General features: G+C 66.5%; 17 protein-coding genes. 6 read left to right on the forward strand and 11 right to left on the reverse strand.

What is annotated here, in order from left to right; translation table 11 throughout:
- Window positions 1–40: 40 nt before the first annotated feature.
- Window positions 41–640 carry an FMN-dependent NADH-azoreductase gene (locus tag AC6H42_RS25380; RefSeq protein WP_497549240.1) on the reverse strand — a complete coding sequence of 200 codons (600 nt, stop codon included), beginning with the start codon at window positions 638–640 and terminating at the stop codon, window positions 41–43.
- Between the two features lie 333 nt (window positions 641–973).
- Between AC6H42_RS25380 and AC6H42_RS25385 the strand changes: the two genes are divergently transcribed.
- Together AC6H42_RS25385 and AC6H42_RS25390 are read left to right on the forward strand one after the other, a co-directional pair.
- A complete protein-coding gene (locus tag AC6H42_RS25385) occupies window positions 974–1,399 on the forward strand; it encodes a GNAT family N-acetyltransferase (RefSeq protein ID WP_497549241.1) in 426 nt (141 codons plus the stop codon).
- A gap of 11 nt (window positions 1,400–1,410) precedes the next feature.
- Window positions 1,411–2,007 carry a YdcF family protein gene (locus AC6H42_RS25390; protein ID WP_497549242.1) on the forward strand — a complete coding sequence of 199 codons (597 nt, stop codon included), beginning with the start codon at window positions 1,411–1,413 and terminating at the stop codon, window positions 2,005–2,007.
- 1 nt (window position 2,008) lies between these two features.
- Here AC6H42_RS25390 and AC6H42_RS25395 read toward each other — a convergent pair whose 3' ends face one another.
- The 10 genes from AC6H42_RS25395 to AC6H42_RS25440 form a co-directional block, all read right to left on the reverse strand.
- Window positions 2,009–2,908 (reverse strand): alpha/beta hydrolase, encoded by a 900-nt coding sequence (locus AC6H42_RS25395; protein ID WP_057155114.1) that lies wholly within the window; start codon window positions 2,906–2,908, stop codon window positions 2,009–2,011.
- Window positions 2,901–4,526, reverse strand: a complete 1,626-nt coding sequence (locus AC6H42_RS25400; protein ID WP_497549247.1) for a 3-hydroxyacyl-CoA dehydrogenase — start codon at window positions 4,524–4,526, stop codon at window positions 2,901–2,903. Before AC6H42_RS25400 ends, AC6H42_RS25395 begins: the two co-directional genes overlap by 8 nt.
- Window positions 4,527–4,528: 2 nt before the next feature.
- Window positions 4,529–4,927, reverse strand: a complete 399-nt coding sequence (locus tag AC6H42_RS25405; RefSeq protein WP_057155112.1) for a RidA family protein — start codon at window positions 4,925–4,927, stop codon at window positions 4,529–4,531.
- A 49-nt stretch (window positions 4,928–4,976) separates the two neighbouring features.
- Entirely contained in the window at window positions 4,977–6,134 is a 1,158-nt protein-coding gene (locus tag AC6H42_RS25410) for an acyl-CoA dehydrogenase family protein (protein WP_057155110.1), read from the reverse strand.
- 9 nt (window positions 6,135–6,143) lie between these two features.
- The gene (locus tag AC6H42_RS25415; RefSeq protein WP_497549243.1) at window positions 6,144–6,998 is read right to left on the reverse strand and encodes an enoyl-CoA hydratase family protein; all 855 of its coding nucleotides are present in this window, start codon (window positions 6,996–6,998) and stop codon (window positions 6,144–6,146) included.
- 11 nt (window positions 6,999–7,009) lie between these two features.
- A complete protein-coding gene (locus AC6H42_RS25420; RefSeq protein WP_057155106.1) occupies window positions 7,010–7,549 on the reverse strand; it encodes a MarR family winged helix-turn-helix transcriptional regulator in 540 nt (179 codons plus the stop codon).
- A gap of 11 nt (window positions 7,550–7,560) precedes the next feature.
- Window positions 7,561–8,376: an SDR family NAD(P)-dependent oxidoreductase gene (locus AC6H42_RS25425; protein ID WP_057155104.1), complete on the reverse strand. Its 816-nt coding sequence runs from the start codon at window positions 8,374–8,376 to the stop codon at window positions 7,561–7,563.
- Between the two features lie 2 nt (window positions 8,377–8,378).
- Window positions 8,379–10,775 carry a bifunctional salicylyl-CoA 5-hydroxylase/oxidoreductase gene (locus tag AC6H42_RS25430; protein WP_057155102.1) on the reverse strand — a complete coding sequence of 799 codons (2,397 nt, stop codon included), beginning with the start codon at window positions 10,773–10,775 and terminating at the stop codon, window positions 8,379–8,381.
- A gap of 81 nt (window positions 10,776–10,856) precedes the next feature.
- Entirely contained in the window at window positions 10,857–12,050 is a 1,194-nt protein-coding gene (locus AC6H42_RS25435) for an ABC transporter substrate-binding protein (RefSeq protein WP_497549244.1), read from the reverse strand.
- A 70-nt stretch (window positions 12,051–12,120) separates the two neighbouring features.
- Window positions 12,121–13,746, reverse strand: coding sequence for an AMP-binding protein (locus AC6H42_RS25440; protein ID WP_497549245.1), 1,626 nt, complete (start codon window positions 13,744–13,746; stop codon window positions 12,121–12,123).
- Window positions 13,747–13,966: 220 nt separating this feature from the next.
- Between AC6H42_RS25440 and AC6H42_RS25445 the strand changes: the two genes are divergently transcribed.
- Genes AC6H42_RS25445 through AC6H42_RS25460 form a run of 4 tightly spaced genes read left to right on the forward strand, consistent with a single transcriptional unit; the run spans window position 13,967 to window position 17,378 of the window.
- Window positions 13,967–14,887: a branched-chain amino acid ABC transporter permease gene (locus AC6H42_RS25445; protein WP_057155207.1), complete on the forward strand. Its 921-nt coding sequence runs from the start codon at window positions 13,967–13,969 to the stop codon at window positions 14,885–14,887.
- Window positions 14,888–14,896: 9 nt separating this feature from the next.
- On the forward strand, window positions 14,897–15,883 hold the full coding sequence (locus tag AC6H42_RS25450) for a branched-chain amino acid ABC transporter permease (RefSeq protein WP_082551778.1): 987 nt from the start codon (window positions 14,897–14,899) through the stop codon (window positions 15,881–15,883).
- Between the two features lie 8 nt (window positions 15,884–15,891).
- Complete coding sequence (locus tag AC6H42_RS25455) at window positions 15,892–16,671, forward strand: ABC transporter ATP-binding protein (RefSeq protein WP_057155097.1); 780 nt, start codon at window positions 15,892–15,894, stop codon at window positions 16,669–16,671.
- On the forward strand, window positions 16,668–17,378 hold the full coding sequence (locus tag AC6H42_RS25460) for an ABC transporter ATP-binding protein (protein ID WP_057155095.1): 711 nt from the start codon (window positions 16,668–16,670) through the stop codon (window positions 17,376–17,378). Before AC6H42_RS25455 ends, AC6H42_RS25460 begins: the two co-directional genes overlap by 4 nt.
- Window positions 17,379–17,442: the final 64 nt, after the last annotated feature.

A 17,442-nucleotide genomic window follows, 5' to 3' on the forward strand; every position in this document is an offset into this window, starting at 1 on the left:
GCCATACTCCTTTAGTTGATGGGCGCAGCCGGTACCGCTTTTATGCCAGGACCGCGTCCACTTGCGCGTCCGCTTCGGCTTGTGCCTTGGCGACGGCGTCCGGACCCATCCCCAGGCCTTCCGAGTAGACGAACTGCACGTCGGTCAGGCCCACGAAGCTCAGGAACGCTTTCACGTGCGGCAGTTGCGTGTCGCTCGGCGCGTCGCGGTGCAGGCCGCCGCGCGACAGGGCCACGTAGACTTTCTTGCCGTTCAGCAGGCCGACCGGGCCGGTTGGGCCGTACTTGAAGGTCACGCCGGCACGGGCGATAGCGTCGAACCACGATTTCAGCTGCACGGTGATGCCGAAGTTGTACATCGGCGCGCCGATCACGATCACGTCCGCTGCCTGCACCTGGGCGATCAGGGCATCGTCCAGCGCCACGCGGGCCGCTTGCTCCGGGGTACGCTGGTCGGCCTGGGTGAACAGGGCTTGCAGGGTGGGCTCGTCGATCACAGGGTGCGGGTTGCTTGCCAGGTCGCGGCGCTCGACCGAGGCGGCTGGATTGGCGGCGGTCAGCTTGGCGACGATGGAGTCGGCCAGACGGGTGGATTCGGAACCGGTGCTGCGGGCGCTGGAGTTGATTTGCAGGATGTTCATGGTGTGGTTTCCTTCGTGTTGGGTTGTGTGCTGCGATGGATGTACTTTAACAGTCCCAAATTGTTTGATTAAGCTGGGTAAATGGGTTTCATTGGATCGTCAGTGGGACAATCGCCGCGTGGCCTGACGCGGCGAGTGCAGATTTAGTGGAAATGCGTGCAGTCCGAGGCGGTCTCGCGGTGCTATCCTTCGACAATCATTGCAATTCCATATACCTATTCCGGCATCTGGATCTGGACTAGCGATGCGCCCTGAAACCCCGAAGCGTGACCGTGTCGGTGTCTCGTGATCGAACATCGGCGGCCTGCGAGCTCGGAACAAAAAGGAAGTACTTTGAAACAGAGCATTATTGTTGTCACCGATAGCGCGGAGCCTCAATTTGAGGAGATCCTCGGCAAAGGGCTGGATGAGTTCAATCAGCAGGCTGCGGGCCTGAATGATCGCCGCCCGTTGTGCGTGATGGTGCGAGACCCCGACAGCGACGAAGTGGTCGGCGGCATTGTCGGCAGGACTTCGCTGGGGCTGGCGTTTCTGGACCTGTTCCACCTTCCGGATTGTCTGCGCGGCTCGGGCTTGGGAACGAAAATCCTGAAGGCGTTCGAGGAAGAAGCGCGCGAACGCGGCTGCCGTTCCGCCGTGCTTTACACCATCAGCTTCCAGGCCCCCGGGTTCTACCAAAAGAATGGGTGGGTAGCGTTTGGCGAGATAGACTCCGCAACGGACGGTATCAGCCGCATTTTCATGACCAAAAAGCTGTAACTTCAACGCGCATGTCACACGACGATTTGCAGCGCATTGCCGAATACATCATGCCGTCATTTCCGGCACGTGTTTCGGACCTCGGATTTCTGTTTGGTACCCGTCACGGCGTGCGCGAGTTTTGCGAGGTGGCGCATAGCCTGTGGCAGGCCGGCATGTTCCGCCGCCTGCTGGTATCGGGCGGGCGGACGGGATTCTCGCCGGAGGCCGAGGCCGATATGATTGCCGAGCGGCTGGTGGCGCTTGGCATGCCGGGATCGGCCCTTATACTGGAGACGGCGGCGATGAACACCGGCGAGAACGTGCGCTTCGGCCGGGCCAGGGTGGCGGAGGTGATGGACATTGCTGCGGTTCGCAGTGTGCTGGTCATCGGAAAAGTATGCGCGACCCGGCGCTACCTGATGACGCTGCAGAAGCACTGGCCGGGTTTGAGCGTGTCGGTCTCGCCCGTCAACTATTTTGGCATGCCCGCCGAGCGCTGGCATGAGCACGAAGAATTCCGCGCGCGCGTGCTCAGCGAATTCGACAAGATCCCGCGTTACACGGCCGAAGGCTTTCTCGAAGAGATCGCCGGCTGCCCGGCCTACCCGCACTTGGCCGGGCGTTGAATCAGCCGCCCATGCCCATCATGCGCAGCAGTGCGCGCGTGAGCAGGCTGTCGGCTTTGGCCAGCTCCAGCACCACGTCGAAATGGTTGGTGCTGGCGATCTCCAGGTAGTCGGCCTGCAGGCCTTTGGCGCGCCAGGCGTCGGCGTAGCTGCGGCTCTGGCGGCGGAATTCCGCAGTCTCGGTGGCGCCGACGACAGCCAGCAGCGGGCCGCCTTGTTCGGGCAGGTGGTGGATGGGGCTCAGGCGGCGCGCGGCTGCGGCGTCCAGTTTGGCCCATTCATTGATATGCGTGGCGGGGATGGGCGCGAGGTCCATCAGGCCGCTGATCGGGCAGGCGCCTGCGGCGGCGTACTCGGGCAGGCCATGCGCCTTTTGCCAGCCGGGCGCCAGCAGCATGCCGACCAGGTGGCCGCCGGCCGAACTTCCGCATAGGTAGATCCGCGCCGCGTCGCCGTTGTATTGGGCGATGTGGCGGTGCACCCATGCCAGTGCGCGGCGGTTCTGCTCGACGATGCGGTCCAGCGTGACACCGGGCGCCAGCGAGTAGTTGACCGCGACCACGGTGGCGCCGGCCGCCGTGAAGGTGGCGGCCATGAAGCTGGAGTCGTCCTTGGACAGGGCGCGCCAGTAGCCGCCGTGGATGTACACCAGCACCGGGCTGTCGGGTTTGGGTGCAGGGAAAATGTCGAGCTGTTCGTCTTCGTGCTCGCCATAAGCCACGCCGCAGCGGCAAGGTAGCACGGCGCGCATGGCGGCACTCTGTTCGGCGTAGGCGCGCAGGTAGATGGTGGCGTCCGGCACCGTGGCGCGGGCGTTGTACTGGCGGTCCAGCTCTGCCGCGCTGTATCCCTGGTAGAGGGCGGCGGCGTCCTGTCTGAGGTTGTCCACGGGATTACGCATGCTGCTGCCCTTGTTCGGCCTGCTGCTCTCTGGCGCCGTTGGTGTGCAGCAGGGACAGGCCGAGCTGCGCGCGGCGCACCAGCCAGGGGCTGGGGCGGTAGCGCGGGTCGCCGCTCAGCTGCTGCAGCTTGCGCAGGATGGCCAGCACGCGCTGTGGGCCGAGATGGTCGCCCCAGGCGAGCGGGCCGCGCGGGTAGCCCAGGCCCAGGGTGACGGCGCTGTCCAGGTCGGCCGGCGTGCAGATGCCTTGCTGGACGATGTCGCAGCCGATGTTGATCATGGTGGCGAGTACGCGCTGGACGATGAAGCCTGCGCTGTCGTTGATCAGCGTCGCCGGGTGGCCGCCTTGCTCGAACAGCGCGAGCAGGCGCCCGGCGAGGCCGGTATCGGTGGCGGGACTGAGCATCAGCGTTGCGTGCACGGGGACGGCGCCGTCCGTTCCTGTCGCGCAGAGCGGGTCGATGCCCAAGGTCCGGCCGGCGTCGAGTTCCAGCCGTGCGATGCTGGCGCTGGTGTCTTCACCCCAAGGCGCCACCAGGCACAAGGCGCTGGCTGAGGGGCGGGCGGAGATGTCGATGAAGGCGCCGAGGCCGCGCAGCAGGCTTGCCAGGCTGGCGTGGGTATCGGCATCGGTTGTGTCGATCCAGATTGGCCCGGTCCAGGGCTGGGGCGAGGAGATGGGCGCGCCAGCGTTGGCGGCGGCAGGGGCGGCGGCCTGCGGGGCCGTGCTGTCTCCGTCGTAGCGGTAGAAACCTTGCCCGGTCTTTTTACCCAGCAGCCCTGCGGCCAGGCGCTGCGCGGTGATGGGGCTGGGACGGTAGCGCGGCTCCTGATAATACTGGCGGTAGATCGATTCCATCACCGGATGGGAGACATCGAGCCCGGTCAGGTCCAGCAGCTGGAAGGGGCCGAGGCGGAAGCCGGCGGCGCCGCGCAGCACTGTGTCCACCTGCTCGAAGCTGGCGACACGCTCCTGTACGATCCTGAGCGCTTCGGTGAGGTAGCCGCGCCCCGCGTGGTTGACGATGAAGCCGGGCGTGTCGCTGGCCTGCACCGGCGTGTGGCCGAGGCGCCGCACGAAGGCGGTCAGTGCCTGCGTTGCCTCGGCGCCGGTGAACGCGCCGGAGATCACCTCCACCACCTTCATCAGCGGCACGGGATTGAAAAAGTGGCAGCCCGCGATGCGGTCCGGCAGGCGCGCGCCTGCGGCAATGGCGGTCACTGACAGGGAAGATGTATTGGTGGCCAGCACGCAGCCGGGGCGTACGATGCCTTCCAGCGCGTCGAACAGCGCACGCTTGGATTCCAGCTGTTCAACGATGGCTTCGATGACGATGCCGCAATCGGCCAGCGCCTGCAGCGATGGCGCCGCGTGCAGCTTCGCGCCGGCGGCATCGGCCGCTTCGGCGGTGAGCTTGCCTTTGCCGGCCAGCGTGGCCAGCTGCCCGCGCACGGTGGCCACGGCCTTGGCTGCTGCGCCGTCCTGCACGTCGTACAGGTACACGTCGATGCCGGCTTGCGCCGCCACCTGGGCGATGCCGCGCCCCATGGCGCCGGCGCCGGCCACGCCGAGCGTCAGGCGGCCTTGTGTGAGCGGGCCTTGCGGGACGGGCTGCATGGTCACGCCGCTTCCGGCACGATGGCGGTGACTTCGATTTCCACCTTGGCTTCGTCTTCGATCAGGCCCGCCACCTGCACCGCCGTCATGGCGGGGAAGTGGCGCCCGAACACGGCACGGTAGGCCACGCCGATTTCCTTGTAGGCGGCGACATATTCTTTTTTGTCGGTGACGTACCAGGTCATGCGCACTACGTGCTCCGGGCCGGCATTGGCTTCGGCCAGCACAGCGACGATGTTGCGCAGGGCCTGTTCGACCTGGCCGGCGAAGTCGCTGGTCTGGAAGCGGCCTTCGGCATCCCAGCCTATCATGCCGCTGACGCAGATGGTGCGTCCGCTGGCGGCCACGCCGTTGGCGTAGCCCTTGGGCTGAACCCAGCCTGGTGGTTGCAGGAATTGCATGGTGTACCTCTCAGTTATGCGCGGTTGTGCTCAGTTGTTGGGTGCCGGATCACGCGCGCAGCATTTCGCGCGCGATGATCAGCTGCTGGACTTCGGAGGCGCCTTCGTAGATGCGCAGCGAGCGGATTTCGCGGTACAGCCGCTCCACCGGGTGCTCGCTGACCACGCCCAGGCCGCCGAACATCTGCACTGCCGCGTCGATCACCTGCTGCGCGGTTTCGGTGGCGGTCAGCTTGGCCATGGCCGCTTCCTTGGTCACGTTGCGGCCCTGGTCGCGCTGCCAGGCGGCGCGGTAGGTGAGCAGGGCTGCGGCGTCGATGCCGGTGGCCATCTGCGCCAGCTTGGCCTGGGTCATCTGGAAGTCTGCCAGCGTCTGGCCGAACATCTTGCGCTGCTTGGCGTGCGCCAGCGCTTCGTCCAGCGCGCGGCGCGCGAAGCCCAGCGCGGCGGCCGCCACCGAGGTGCGGAACACGTCCAGCGTGGCCATGGCCACCTTGAAGCCCTGGCCCGCTTCGCCCAGCCGCTGCGCGGCGGGGATGCGGCAGTCGGTGAATTTCAGCCGCGCCAGCGGGTGCGGCGCGATGACGTTGATGCGCTCGGCAATTTCGAAGCCGGGCGTGCCCGCGTCCACGATGAAGGCCGAGATGCCGCGTGCGCCCGGCTGTTCGCCGGTGCGGGCGAACACCACGTAGAAGCCGGCGATGCCGCCGTTCGAGATCCAGGTCTTCTCGCCGTTCAGGATGTAGCTGTCGCCGTCCCGCACGGCGGCGCACTGCATGGCCGCTACGTCGGAGCCGGCTTGCGGCTCGGACAGTGCGAAGGCGGCGATGGCTGCCCCGCGCGCCACCCGGGGCAGGTAAGCTTCGCGGTTGGCGTCGCTGCCGAACAGGCTGATGGCGCCGGAGCCCAGGCCCTGCATGGCGAAGGCGAAATCGGCCAGGCCGTTGTGGCGCGCCAGCGTTTCGCGGATCAGGCACAGGGCGCGGGTGTCGATCGCGTTGGATGCGCCGCCGTGGCCGGTGCCGGCGATGGCGTGCGACAGCCAGCCGGCCTGGCCCAGCTGCGTGACCAGCGTGCGGCAGGCGGTATCCACGTCGTGTTCGTGCTCCTGGGCGATGTGCTGCGTGGCCCAGCTGTCGAGCTCCTGCTCCAGCTGGCGGTGGCGCGGCTCCAGGAAGGGCCAGCTCAGGTAATCTTTGTCGGACATTGCGGCTCCTTAGTTGCCTTCGAATTCGGGTTTTTGCTTGGCCACGAAGGCGTGGTAGGCACGGTGGAAGTCGTTGGTGGCCATGCAGATGGCCTGCGCCTGCGCTTCGGCTTCGATGGCTTCGTCCACGCCCATGTTCCACTCCTGCTGCAGCATTTTCTTGGTCATGCCGTGCGCGAAGGTGGGGCCGGTGGCCAGGCCTTGCGCCAGCGCCTGCGCGGCGGCCAGCAAGGCATCGGGCGAGTGCAGGCTGTTGAAGAAGCCCCAGCGTTCGGCTTCGGCACCGCCCATCGAGCGGCCCGTGTACAGCAGCTCGGCGGCGCGGCCCTGGCCGATAAGGCGCGGCAGCAGGGCGCAGGCGCCCATGTCGCAGCCGGCCAGGCCCACGCGGGTGAACAAGAAGGCGGTCTTGCTGCGCTCCGTGCCGAGGCGCATGTCGGACGCCATGGCCAGGATGGCGCCGGCGCCGGCGCAAATGCCGTCGATGGCGGCGATCACCGGCTGCGGGCAGGCGCGCACGGCTTTCACCAGGTCGCCCGTCATGCGTGTAAAGGCCAGCAGGCCGGGCATGTCCAGCTTGGTGAGCGGGCCGATGATGTCGTGCACGTCGCCGCCGGAGCAAAAGTTCTCGCCGGCGCCGGTGATGACGACCGCTTTCACATCGTCGGCGTAGGCCAGCGCGCGGAACAGGTCGCGCAGCTCGGCGTAAGAGCCGAAGGTGAGCGGATTCTTGCGTTCGGGGCGGTTCAGTGTGACGGTGGCGACGCCGGCGCGCACTTCGAACTTGAAGTGCGCGGCCTGGTAGTCGGCCAGCGCCCGGCTGTTGCCGGGCAGTTGGTGCGGGGTTCCCTGGAGGTAGCGCATGGCGGTGTTCCTTATTCGTCCTGGTGGGGGCCATCGCTCAGATGGCCTTTCATGCGCGACAGCAGCGCGATCATGTCGTTCTTCTCTTTCACCGAGAGGCCGTCCAGCAGCTCGGCGATCCAGCTTTCGTGCACCTGCGCCATGCGCTCGAACGAGCGGCGCCCGGCGGCGGTGAGCTTGACGCTGTAGGCGCGGCGGTCCTTAGGATCGGGCACGCGCAGCACCAGCTTTTCATGCTCCAGCTGGTCGGTGATGCCGGTGATATTGCCGCCGGTGACCATCATGCGCTTGGACAGCTCGCCCATGCGCAAGCCGTCGGGATGGCGCTGCAGCTGGGCCATCAGGTCGAAGCGGGGCAGGGTGATGCCGAATTCATTGCGCAGGCGGGTGCGGATTTCGCTCTCTATCATGGTGGTGCAGGAGAGCATGCGCAGCCACAGCTTGAGCGACTGGTGGTGGTCTTGCGTCAGGCGCGATTCCAGGTCGAATACCTGGGCGGACGGCGCGGCTTGGGCGTCCGTGGCCTGCGCGGCCGGGTTTTTGATAGCCATTCTCTGCTTCCTTACATGATCTCGCCGCCGGCCACTGCCAGCGATTGCCCGGTCATGGCGCTGGCGCCGGGCTGGCACAGCCAGGCCACGGCGTCGGCCACTTGCTCGGGCTGCACCAGTTGTTTCTGCGGATTGCCGGCGGCCAGTTCGGCGCGCGCCTGCTCTTCGCTGCGGCCGGTCTTGGCCATGATGTTGGCGACGGCGTCCTTGACGATGTCGGTTTCGGTGTAGCCCGGGCACACCGCGTTGACGGTAATGCCCTTGGTAGCCAGTTCCAGCGCCAGCGCGCGGGTAAGGCCGATGACGCCGTGCTTGGCGGCGCAGTAGGCAGATACGTAAGCGTAGCCGGTGAGTCCGGCGGTGCTGGCGACGTTGACGATGCGGCCCCAGCCCGCGGCCAGCATGCCGGGCAAGGCGGCCTGGATGCAGTGATAGCTGCCGTCCAGGTTCACCGCCATCATCTGGCGCCAGATGTCGCTGCCGGTCCTGGCGAAGGGCGCGGACGCGGCCTGGCCGGCATTGTTGACCAGGATGTCGATGCGGCCGTGCCGGCGCGCCGCTTCGGCCATGGCCTGGTCCACCGAGTCGCGGCTGGTGACGTCGACGGTGACGTAGTCTACGGCGGGCGCGGTCGCGCCGGCCAGCGCGGACGCCAGCTCATGCGCGGTCTGCTCCAGCACGGCGGCGGTGCGGCCGGCCAGGGTGACGCGTGCGCCTTGCAGCAGCAGGGCCAGCGCGATGGCGCTGCCGATGCCGCGCCCGCCGCCCGTAACAAGGGCATGCTTGCCGTGCAGCGGGCCGGCGCCGGCGCTGGTGAGGGAATTCATGCTCATCCTTCCAGCAGCTTGGCTGCGATCTGCTGCGGCGTCATGCCGCTGTTGGCCGCCGCAACCTGGCGTTCGCGCTCCAGGTTGCGCTCCAGCTGCACCTTGCCCGCCGTGTACTGCTGCGGCCATTCCACGTCCAGGTAGCCGATCCTGGCGGCTTCGTTCAGCGTCCAGGCCGGATTGGCCAGGTGGGGACGGGCCACCGCGCACAGGTCGGCGCGGCCGGCGGCGATGATGCTGTTGGCGTGGTCCGCTTCGAAGATGGCGCCCACGGCGATGGTGGGAATAGCCGCTTCATTGCGCACGCGGTCGGCGAACGGGGTCTGGAACATGCGGCCATACACCGGCTTTTCCTGCTTGCTGACCTGCCCCGACGAGCAGTCGATCATGTCCGCGCCGGCTTGCTTGAACAGGCGGGCGATGGCCACCGCGTCGTCCGGCGTGATGCCGCCCTCGACCCAGTCGTGTGCCGAAATGCGCACGCTGATCGGCTTGTCCTGCGGCCAGGCGGCGCGCACCGCCTGGAACACTTCCAGCGGATAGCGGCAGCGGTTTTCCAGCGAGCCGCCGTATTCGTCCTGGCGCCGGTTGGTGAGCGGCGAGATGAACGACGACAGCAGATAGCCGTGCGCGCAGTGCAGCTCCAGCCAGTCGAAGCCCGCTTCGGCCGCCGCCACGGTGGCGGACACGAAATCGGCCTTGATGCGGTCCATGTCTTCAGTCGTCGCCGCGCGCGACGTCTGCGACACGCCGGGCAGGTACTGCTGTTCGGAAGCCGACACCAGCGGCCAGTTGCCCGACTCAAGCGGCTGGTCGATGCCGTCCCAGGCGCGGCGGGTGGAGCCCTTGGCGCCGGCGTGGCCGATCTGCATGGCGATCTTGGCGCTGGTGTTGTTGTGTACGAAGTCGACGATGCGTTTCCATGCCGCCGTGTGTTCCGGCGCGTATAGTCCCGGGCAGGCCGGGGTGATGCGGGCATCGGCGGAGACGCAGGTCATTTCGGCGAACACCAGGCCGGCGCCGCCCATGGCGCGGGCGCCCAGGTGCACCAGATGGTAGTCGCCCGCCACGCCGTCCACCGCCGAATACTGGGCCATGGGCGATACCACGATGCGGTTCTTCAGTACCGTGCCGCGCAGCTTGAAGGGCGTGAGCATGGGCGGAATGCTGTGGCGGCCGGCGGGTGGCGGCGGCAAGCCGGCTTGGGCGTGGGCCTGTTCGGCGATCCAGCGTTCGTAGCGTTCCACGTAGCCGGCGTCGCGCACGCGCAGGTTCTCGTGCGACAGGCGCTGGCTGCGCGTCAGCATGGAGTAGGCGAACTGCTCGGCTTCCATGGCGGTGTAGCGCTCCACGTTCTCGAACCATTCCATGGAGTTGCGGGCAGCGCTCTGGATCTTCAGCACTTCCACCGCGCGCACTTTCTGGTAGGCTTGCAGCACCTGCTCCATGCCGGCCTCTCCGTGTTTCTCGAAGCAGCGCGCCAGTTCGATCGCGTCCTCCAGCGCCAGTTTGGTGCCGGAGCCGATCGAGAAGTGGGCGCTGTGGGCGGCGTCGCCCATCAAGACCACTGGCACGCGTTTTCCGCCCACGGTGTTCCAGTGCACCCAGTTGTTGCAGATGATGCGCGGGAAGGTGATCCATGCCGCCGAGCCGCGCAAATGGGTGGCGTTGCTGATCAGGGCATTGCCGTCCAGGTGCTTGGCGAACAGGCGCTCGCAGAAGGCGATCGATTCCTGCTGGCTCATCTGGTCCAGGCCGGCCTTGCGCCATACGTCCTCGGGCGTCTCGACGATGAAGGTCGAGGTGTCGCCGTCGTACTGGTAGGCGTGCGCCTGGAACCAGCCATGCTCGGTTTCCTCGAAAGCGAAGGTGAAGGCGGAGAACAGCTTCTTGGTACCGAGCCAGACGAAGCGGCACTGGCGCTGCTCGATGTCCGGCTGGTAGCTGGCGGCGTAGCGGCCCCGGATACGGCTGTTCAAGCCGTCGCTGGCGATCACCAGGTCGGCGTCGTAGGCCGCCGCGATCTCCTGGTCGTCGGCCACATCGGTCTCGAACACCAGCTTCACGCCCAGCTCTTCGCAGCGGCGCTGCAGGATGTTGAGCAGGCGCTTGCGGCCGATGCCGCAGAAGCCGTGGCCGCCCGAGGTGACGGTGGCGCCCTTGAAGTGGGTGTCGATGTCGTCCCAGTGGTTGAAGGACTGCAGGATGGTGCGCGCGGTCTGCTCATCGGCGTTGACCAGGTTGCCCAGCGTCTGGTCCGAAAACACCACGCCCCAGCCGAAGGTGTCGTACGGGCGGTTGCGCTCGACGACGGTGATCTGGCTGGCAGGGTTCTGCTTCTTCATCAGCAGGCCGAAATACAGTCCGGCCGGTCCGCCGCCTATGCATGTGATGTTCATCGTGACTCCTTGTTTCCGTTACCTGTGGTGGCGGGTTACGCGTTCCGGACTCGGCGTCCTCCGCTAACCCCCCTGCGTTCATTACAGCTTGCAGGCGCCGACGTAGGCGTCCTGGTGGGCGTCGAACACCACGCCCAGCGTGCGGTTGGTGATGCGGCCCTGTGCGTCCTTGCCGATCATGCGCGCGTAGTACTTCTGTATCGGGTAGTGATTGCGGTTGAACTTGAAGTCGCCGCGCACCGATTTGAAGCTGGCTGCCTGCAGCGCCTTGCCCACGGCGGCCTTGTCGGCCAGGTTGCCCTTCACGGCGCGCACCGCCGAATCCATCAGCATGGCCGCGTCGTAGCCCTGGGATGCGTACAGGCTGGGCAGGCGGCCGTAGGTCTTTTCAAAGTCGGCCACGAAACGCTTGTTCTGCGGGTTATCGATGTCGTGTCCCCACTGGGACGCGTTGAACATGCCCAGCATCGGCGCGCCCACCGCGCGGATGATGTCCTCGTCGGCCGAGAAGCCAGGGCCGAACAGCTGCAGGTTCTTGGACAGGCCGGCGTCGACGAACTGCTTGATGAAGTTCACGCCCATGCCGCCCGGCAGGAAGATGTAGACCGCGTCCGGTTTCATGGCGCGCAGCTGCGCCATTTCCGTGCCGTAGTCCAGCTGGCCCAGCTTGGTGAGGATTTCGCCGGCCACCTGGCCACGGTAGTAACGCTTGAAGCCGGTCAGCGCGTCCTTGCCGGCCGGGTAGTTCGGCGCAATCAGGGCCACGTTCTTGAAGCCGCGCTGCTGCACCTGCTGGCCCACCGCCTCGTGCAGGTTGTCGTTCTGCCAGGCGACGTTGTAGAAATAGGGGTTGCACTGCTCGCCCGCATACTGCGACGGGCCGGCGTTGGCGCTGACGAAGTAGGTCTTGGAGTTGAACACCGTGGGGCCGACTGCCAGCATCAGGTTGGAGAACACGATGCCGGTCATGAAGTCGACCTTGTCCTTCTTGATCATCTTGTCGACCATCTGCTTGGCCACGTCGGGCGATTGCTGGTCGTCGCCGGTGACCATTTCCACCGGCAGGTTGCCCATCTTGCTGCCCAGGTGGGTGAGCGCCAGCGCGAAGCCGTCGCGGATGTCGACGCCCAGGCCGGCGCCCGCGCCGGACAGCGTGGTGACCATGCCTACCTTCACGCTGTCGGCGGCGGATGCCGGGGCGGTCGCAGCCAGCAGGGCGGCGGCGGAAGCGGCGGCGAGGGCGGTGTGGCGGAATGCGGTGGCGGTGAGTTTCACTGGCGGCTCCTGGCTGGGTGGTGGATGGTTGTTGTGCTTATGTGTGATGGCAATCGGCCTGGTGACGGGCTTACTTGAGCGGCGCGCTGCGCAGCACATGGCGCTGCAGCTTGCCGCTCTGGGTGCGCGGCAGCGCCGCCAGGAATTCTACGGCACGCGGATACTTGTAAGGCGCCACGGTCTGCTTGACGTGCTCCTGCAGCGTGCGCGCCAGTTCGGCGCCGGCCTCGTGGCCCGGCCGCAGCACCACGAAGGCCTTGACGATCTGGCCGCGTTCCTCGTCCGGCCAGCCCACCACCGCGCATTCGGCCACGGCCGGATGGCACATCAGCGCTTCCTCCACTTCCGGCGCGGCGATATTGTAGCCAGCCGAGATGATCATGTCATCGGTGCGCGCGTGGTACCAGAAGTAGCCGTCCTGGTCCATGCGGTAGGCGTCGCCGGTGAGGTTCCAGCCGTTGCGCACATACTGTTGCTGGCGCGCGTCGTCCAGGTAGCGGCAGCCGGTGGGGCCCTTGACGGCCAGCTGCCCGACTTCGCCGGGCGGCAGCGCTTCGCCGTCCGGTCCCAGCACGCAAGCCTGGTAGCCGGGGATGGCCTTGCCGGTGGCGCCGGGGCGCACCGCGTCGCCGGAAGCCGAGATGAAGATGTGCAGCATTTCGGTGGCGCCGATGCCGTCGATGATCTCCAGGCCGGTGCTCTCGCGCCACAGTGTGCGCGTGGCGTTCGGCAGCGCTTCGCCGGCCGACACGGCCTTCTGCAGCGAAGTCAGGTCGTAGTCCTGGACCAGCGGCGCCATCAGGCGGTAGAAGGTGGGGGCGGTGAAACAGATGGTGGCGCGGAAGTCCTGGATCGCCTTCAGCAGCAAGTCCGGCGTCAGGCGGTCCAGCAGCACGGCGGCGGCGCCCACGCGCAGCGGGAACAGCAGCAGGCCGCCGAGGCCAAAGGTGAAGGCCAGCGGCGGCGTGCCGATGAAAACGTCGCTGGCGGCGGAGCCCAGCGTGGAGCGGGGGAAGCAGTCGCAAATGGCCAGCACGTCGCGGTGAAAGTGCATGGTGCCTTTGGGAACGCCGGTGGTGCCCGATGTGAAACCGATGATGCAGACGTCGTCGGCGGCGGTATCGGCGGCTGCGAAACTGGACGGCTGGGCCTCCATCATCCGTTCCAGCGTGCCGCCTTCGCCGAAGTAGACGGCAGGCCCTGCCATGCCGGTCTGGCTGCGCGCCAGTTCCATTTCCTCGGCCAGCGCGGCGCAGCACAGCACCGCGCTGACCTTGGCCTTGTCGATGGCCACGGACAGTTCCTTGGCGCGCAGCAGCGGCATGGTGGGCACCAGCACGCAGCCGGCCTTCAGCACAGCCAGCGCGCACGCCGCCATCATCGGGCTGTTGGCGCCGCGCAGCAGGACGCGGTTGCCGGCCTCCAGGCCGAGGCCGTTGCCTCGGGAGGCACGCAGCACATGGGCGATGCGGTCCACTTTTTCCAGCAATTCGGCGTAGGTCCAGGATAGTTTGTAGCTGTGGATGGCGGGGCTGGCGCCGTGGCCTTTGGCCACCATCTGGTCCAGCAGTGCGGCGGCGCAGTTCAGGCGCTCGGGGTAGTGCAGTGCCGGCAGCAAGGGGGTCATGTCGGGCCATAGCTCGCGCGGCGGTAAATTGTCCCGTGCGAAGGTGTCGGTGTAGCCTGTAGCGATCATTTCTGCTCCGTGTTGACGATGTCTGCGGGGGAGTCCGAACTGCTGGTGCACTGCGATTGAAATATACTTTAAGCTTAAAATATATAGGCGTCAAGAAAAATATCCGGGGCTGAAAAAAAGCCGCGCCAGCAAGCGAAAAAGCTTGATGCTGAGCCAAATTCGGGTAGCATGCTTGAAGCTTAAAGTATTTTTCAAGGCACTTCTTCGGAGAGGGATGGGCATGGATATCGCGCTACTGATCGAGCACGGCCTGAACGGCCTGCAATTCGGTCTGATGCTGTTTTTGCTGGCGGCCGGGCTGACACTGGTACTGGGTATTATGGACCTGGTGAACCTGGCGCACGGCTCGCTCTATATGGCGGGCGCGTATTTCGCCGCCAGCTTCACCGGGCTGACCGGATCGTACTGGATAGGACTGCTGCTGGCGGTGGGCGCCACCGCGCTGTTGGGCGTGGTGCTGGAACTGGCGGTGGTGCGGCGGCTGTACGGGCGCGACCACCTGTCCCAGGTGCTGGCCACGTTCGCGCTGATCCTCATCTTCAACCAGGCCGCGCGCATGCTGTGGGGCGCGGCACCAATTTCGCTCAACGTGCCGGCCGCGCTGGCCACGCCGGTGCAGTTCACTGAACACTTCAGCTACTCCTCTTACCGCCTGTTCATCATCGGCGCCGGCTTCGCCGTGGCGCTGCTGTTGTATTTCGTGGTGGTGAAGACCCGGATCGGCATGGTGGTGCGGGCCGGCGCCTCGAATCGCGAAATGGCGGTGGTGATGGGCGCCAATATCGGCCGCGTGTTTACGCTGCTGTTCGCCTTTGGCGCCGCGCTGTGCGGGCTGGCGGGAGCCTTGCTCGGCCCCATACTCACGGTGCAGTCGGGCATGGGGGAGGGCATATTGATACTGGCGTTCGTGGTGATCGTCATCGGCGGCATCGGTTCGATCCGCGGTGCGCTGGCCGGCGCACTGCTGGTCGGCGTGGTCGACACGCTGAGCCGCACGCTGCTGCCGGTGCTGACGGCAGCGCTGGCGCCGGAAGGCTTGATGGCCGACCTGGGGGCAGCCCTGTCGTCGATGCTGATCTATATCCTGATGGCCGCCGTGCTGTTTTTCAAACCCGAGGGCTTGTTCCCCGCACGAGGCTAGGAGCCCATCATGTATGGCATTTCACAGACCAATCTGCACAGCAAGCTGCACCACCGCATTGCGCTGCCGCGCACCCTGGTGCTGCTGGCGCTGTTCCTGCTTTTCCCGCTGGGCGCGCAGGCGCTGGGACTGGAGTTCTACATCAGCATGGCCTGCAGGCTGATGATCTTCGCGCTGGCCGCCAGCAGCCTGAATCTGATACTCGGCTTCGGCGGCATGGTCAGCCTGGGCCACGCGGCCTATTTCGGCGCCGGCGCCTACGCGGTGGGTATCCTGATGCAGCATGGCGTGGTGTCGGCCTGGATAAGCTGGCCGGCCGCCATGCTGGTGGGCGGGCTGATGGCCCTGGCGATCGGCGCGCTGTGCCTGCGCACGCGCGGCATCTACTTCATCATGATCACCCTGGCCTTCGCGCAGATGGTCTACTACCTGTTCATTTCGCTGCGCAGCTACGGCGGCGAGGACGGCTTGAACCTGATGTCGCGCTCTTCGCTGGGCGTGCCCGGCCTCGATCTGGCGGGTGACACTGCCTTCTACTATGTGGTGCTGGCGTTGCTGGCCGGCTGCCTGCTGCTGATGCACCGCCTGGTCAACTCGCGCTTCGGCCGCGTGCTGCAGGCGGTGCGCGACAACGAAACCCGCATGGCCGCCATCGGCTACCCCGTGTTCCGCTACAAGCTGACCTGTTTCGCCATCGCCGGCGGGCTGGCCGGGCTGGCGGGAGCGCTGATCGCCAACCAGAACATGCTGGTCAGCCCAAGCCTGGTGCACTGGACCCAGTCCGGCAGCCTGATGGTGATGGTGATCCTGGGAGGCGCCGGCTATTTTTGGGGTGGTGTGCTGGGCGCCTTCGGCCTGCTGGTACTGGAGGAAGTGCTGGCCGGGTACACCGAACACTGGCAGTTGCCGTTGGGCGTGATTCTGCTGATCGTGGTACTGCTGCTGCCGAAGGGTATGGCCAGCCTGGCGGACCGTTTTAAGGGAGAGCGGAAATGAGCGAGGCAATGAGCGGTGCAATCCTGGAATTGCAGGGGCTGGTCAAGCGCTACGGCGGGCTGACCGCCACCGACCATCTGAACCTGACCGTGAATGCGGGCGAGATCCACGCCATCATCGGTCCCAACGGCGCCGGCAAGACCACGCTGATCCACCAGATCTCCGGGGCGCTGGCGTCCGACAGCGGCCGGATCGCGTTTGCCGGCAACGATGTCACACGCATGCCGATGCACCTGCGGGTGCAGGCCGGGCTGGCGCGCTCCTACCAGATCACGAATATCTTCCCGCGCTTCTCGGTGCTGGACAACCTGGCGCTGGCGGTGCAGGCGCGCAGCGGCTCCAGCATGCGCTTCTGGCGTGCGGCGCTGAGCGAGCGCGCGCTGTTCGACCAGGCGCGCGACCTGGCGCAGCGGGTCGGCCTGGGGCCGCACGTGGACAAGCTGGCCGGCAGCCTGGCGCACGGCGCGCAGCGGCAGCTGGAACTAGGCCTGGCGCTGGCCACGCGTCCGCGCCTGCTGCTATTGGACGAGCCGATGGCCGGCATGGGGCACGAGGAGTCGGTGGAGATGATACCGCTGATCGAAAGCCTGCGGCCGGAGATTGCGGTGCTGATCATCGAGCACGACATGGATGCCGTGTTCCGCATGGCGGACCGGATTTCGGTGCTGGTGGCCGGGCGCATCATCGCCACCGGCACGCCGGACCAGATCCGCGGCAATATCGAAGTGAAAAAAGCCTATTTGGGCGACGAACTGGGCGATGAAGTTGGCGATGAGGTGACGGCATGAGCGCGATACTGAAGGTGCAGGACATTACGGCCGCCTACGGCAGCAGCCAGGTGCTGTTCGGCGTGACGTTCGAGATCAAGCGCGGCGACATCGCCACGCTGCTGGGGCGCAACGGCATGGGCAAGAGCACCACCATACGTTCGATCCTGGGGCTGAACCGGATCGGCAAGGGCAGCATCACGTTCAATGGCCAGCGTATCGACGCCATGACTACGGACCGCATCGCCCGCTCAGGGCTGGCGATTGTGCCCGAAGGGCGGCAGATTTTCCCCAACCTCACGGTGGAGGAGAATCTGGTGGCGTTCGCCGCCAACCGCTCGCAATCGGCCGCGCCATGGACGCTGGCGCGCATCTACGAGCTGTTCCCGCGCCTGAAGGAGCGCGCGCGCAACATGGGCAAGCAGCTGTCCGGCGGCGAGCAGCAGATGCTGGCCATCGGCCGCGCGCTGATGACCAATCCGCACCTGCTCATACTCGATGAGGCCACCGAAGGCCTGGCGCCGCTGATACGGGAAGAGATCTGGGCTTGCCTGGAGCGGCTGCGCAGCGTGGGCCAGACGACGCTGGTGATCGACAAATACGTGGAGCGGCTGACGCGCTTTGCGGACCAGCATACGATCATCGAACGCGGCAAGGTGGTATGGTCTGGGGATTCCCCCACGTTGCGCGCGGCGCCCGATGTATGGCACCGCTACGTGGGGGTGTGATGGCAGGCGCGCCGCCCGGCGGGTTAGCGGGGCGCGCCGCGCGTAAGCCGCCGGGCGGCGCAAC

It is taken from the genome of Massilia sp. NBRC 108631 (assembly GCF_059704565.1).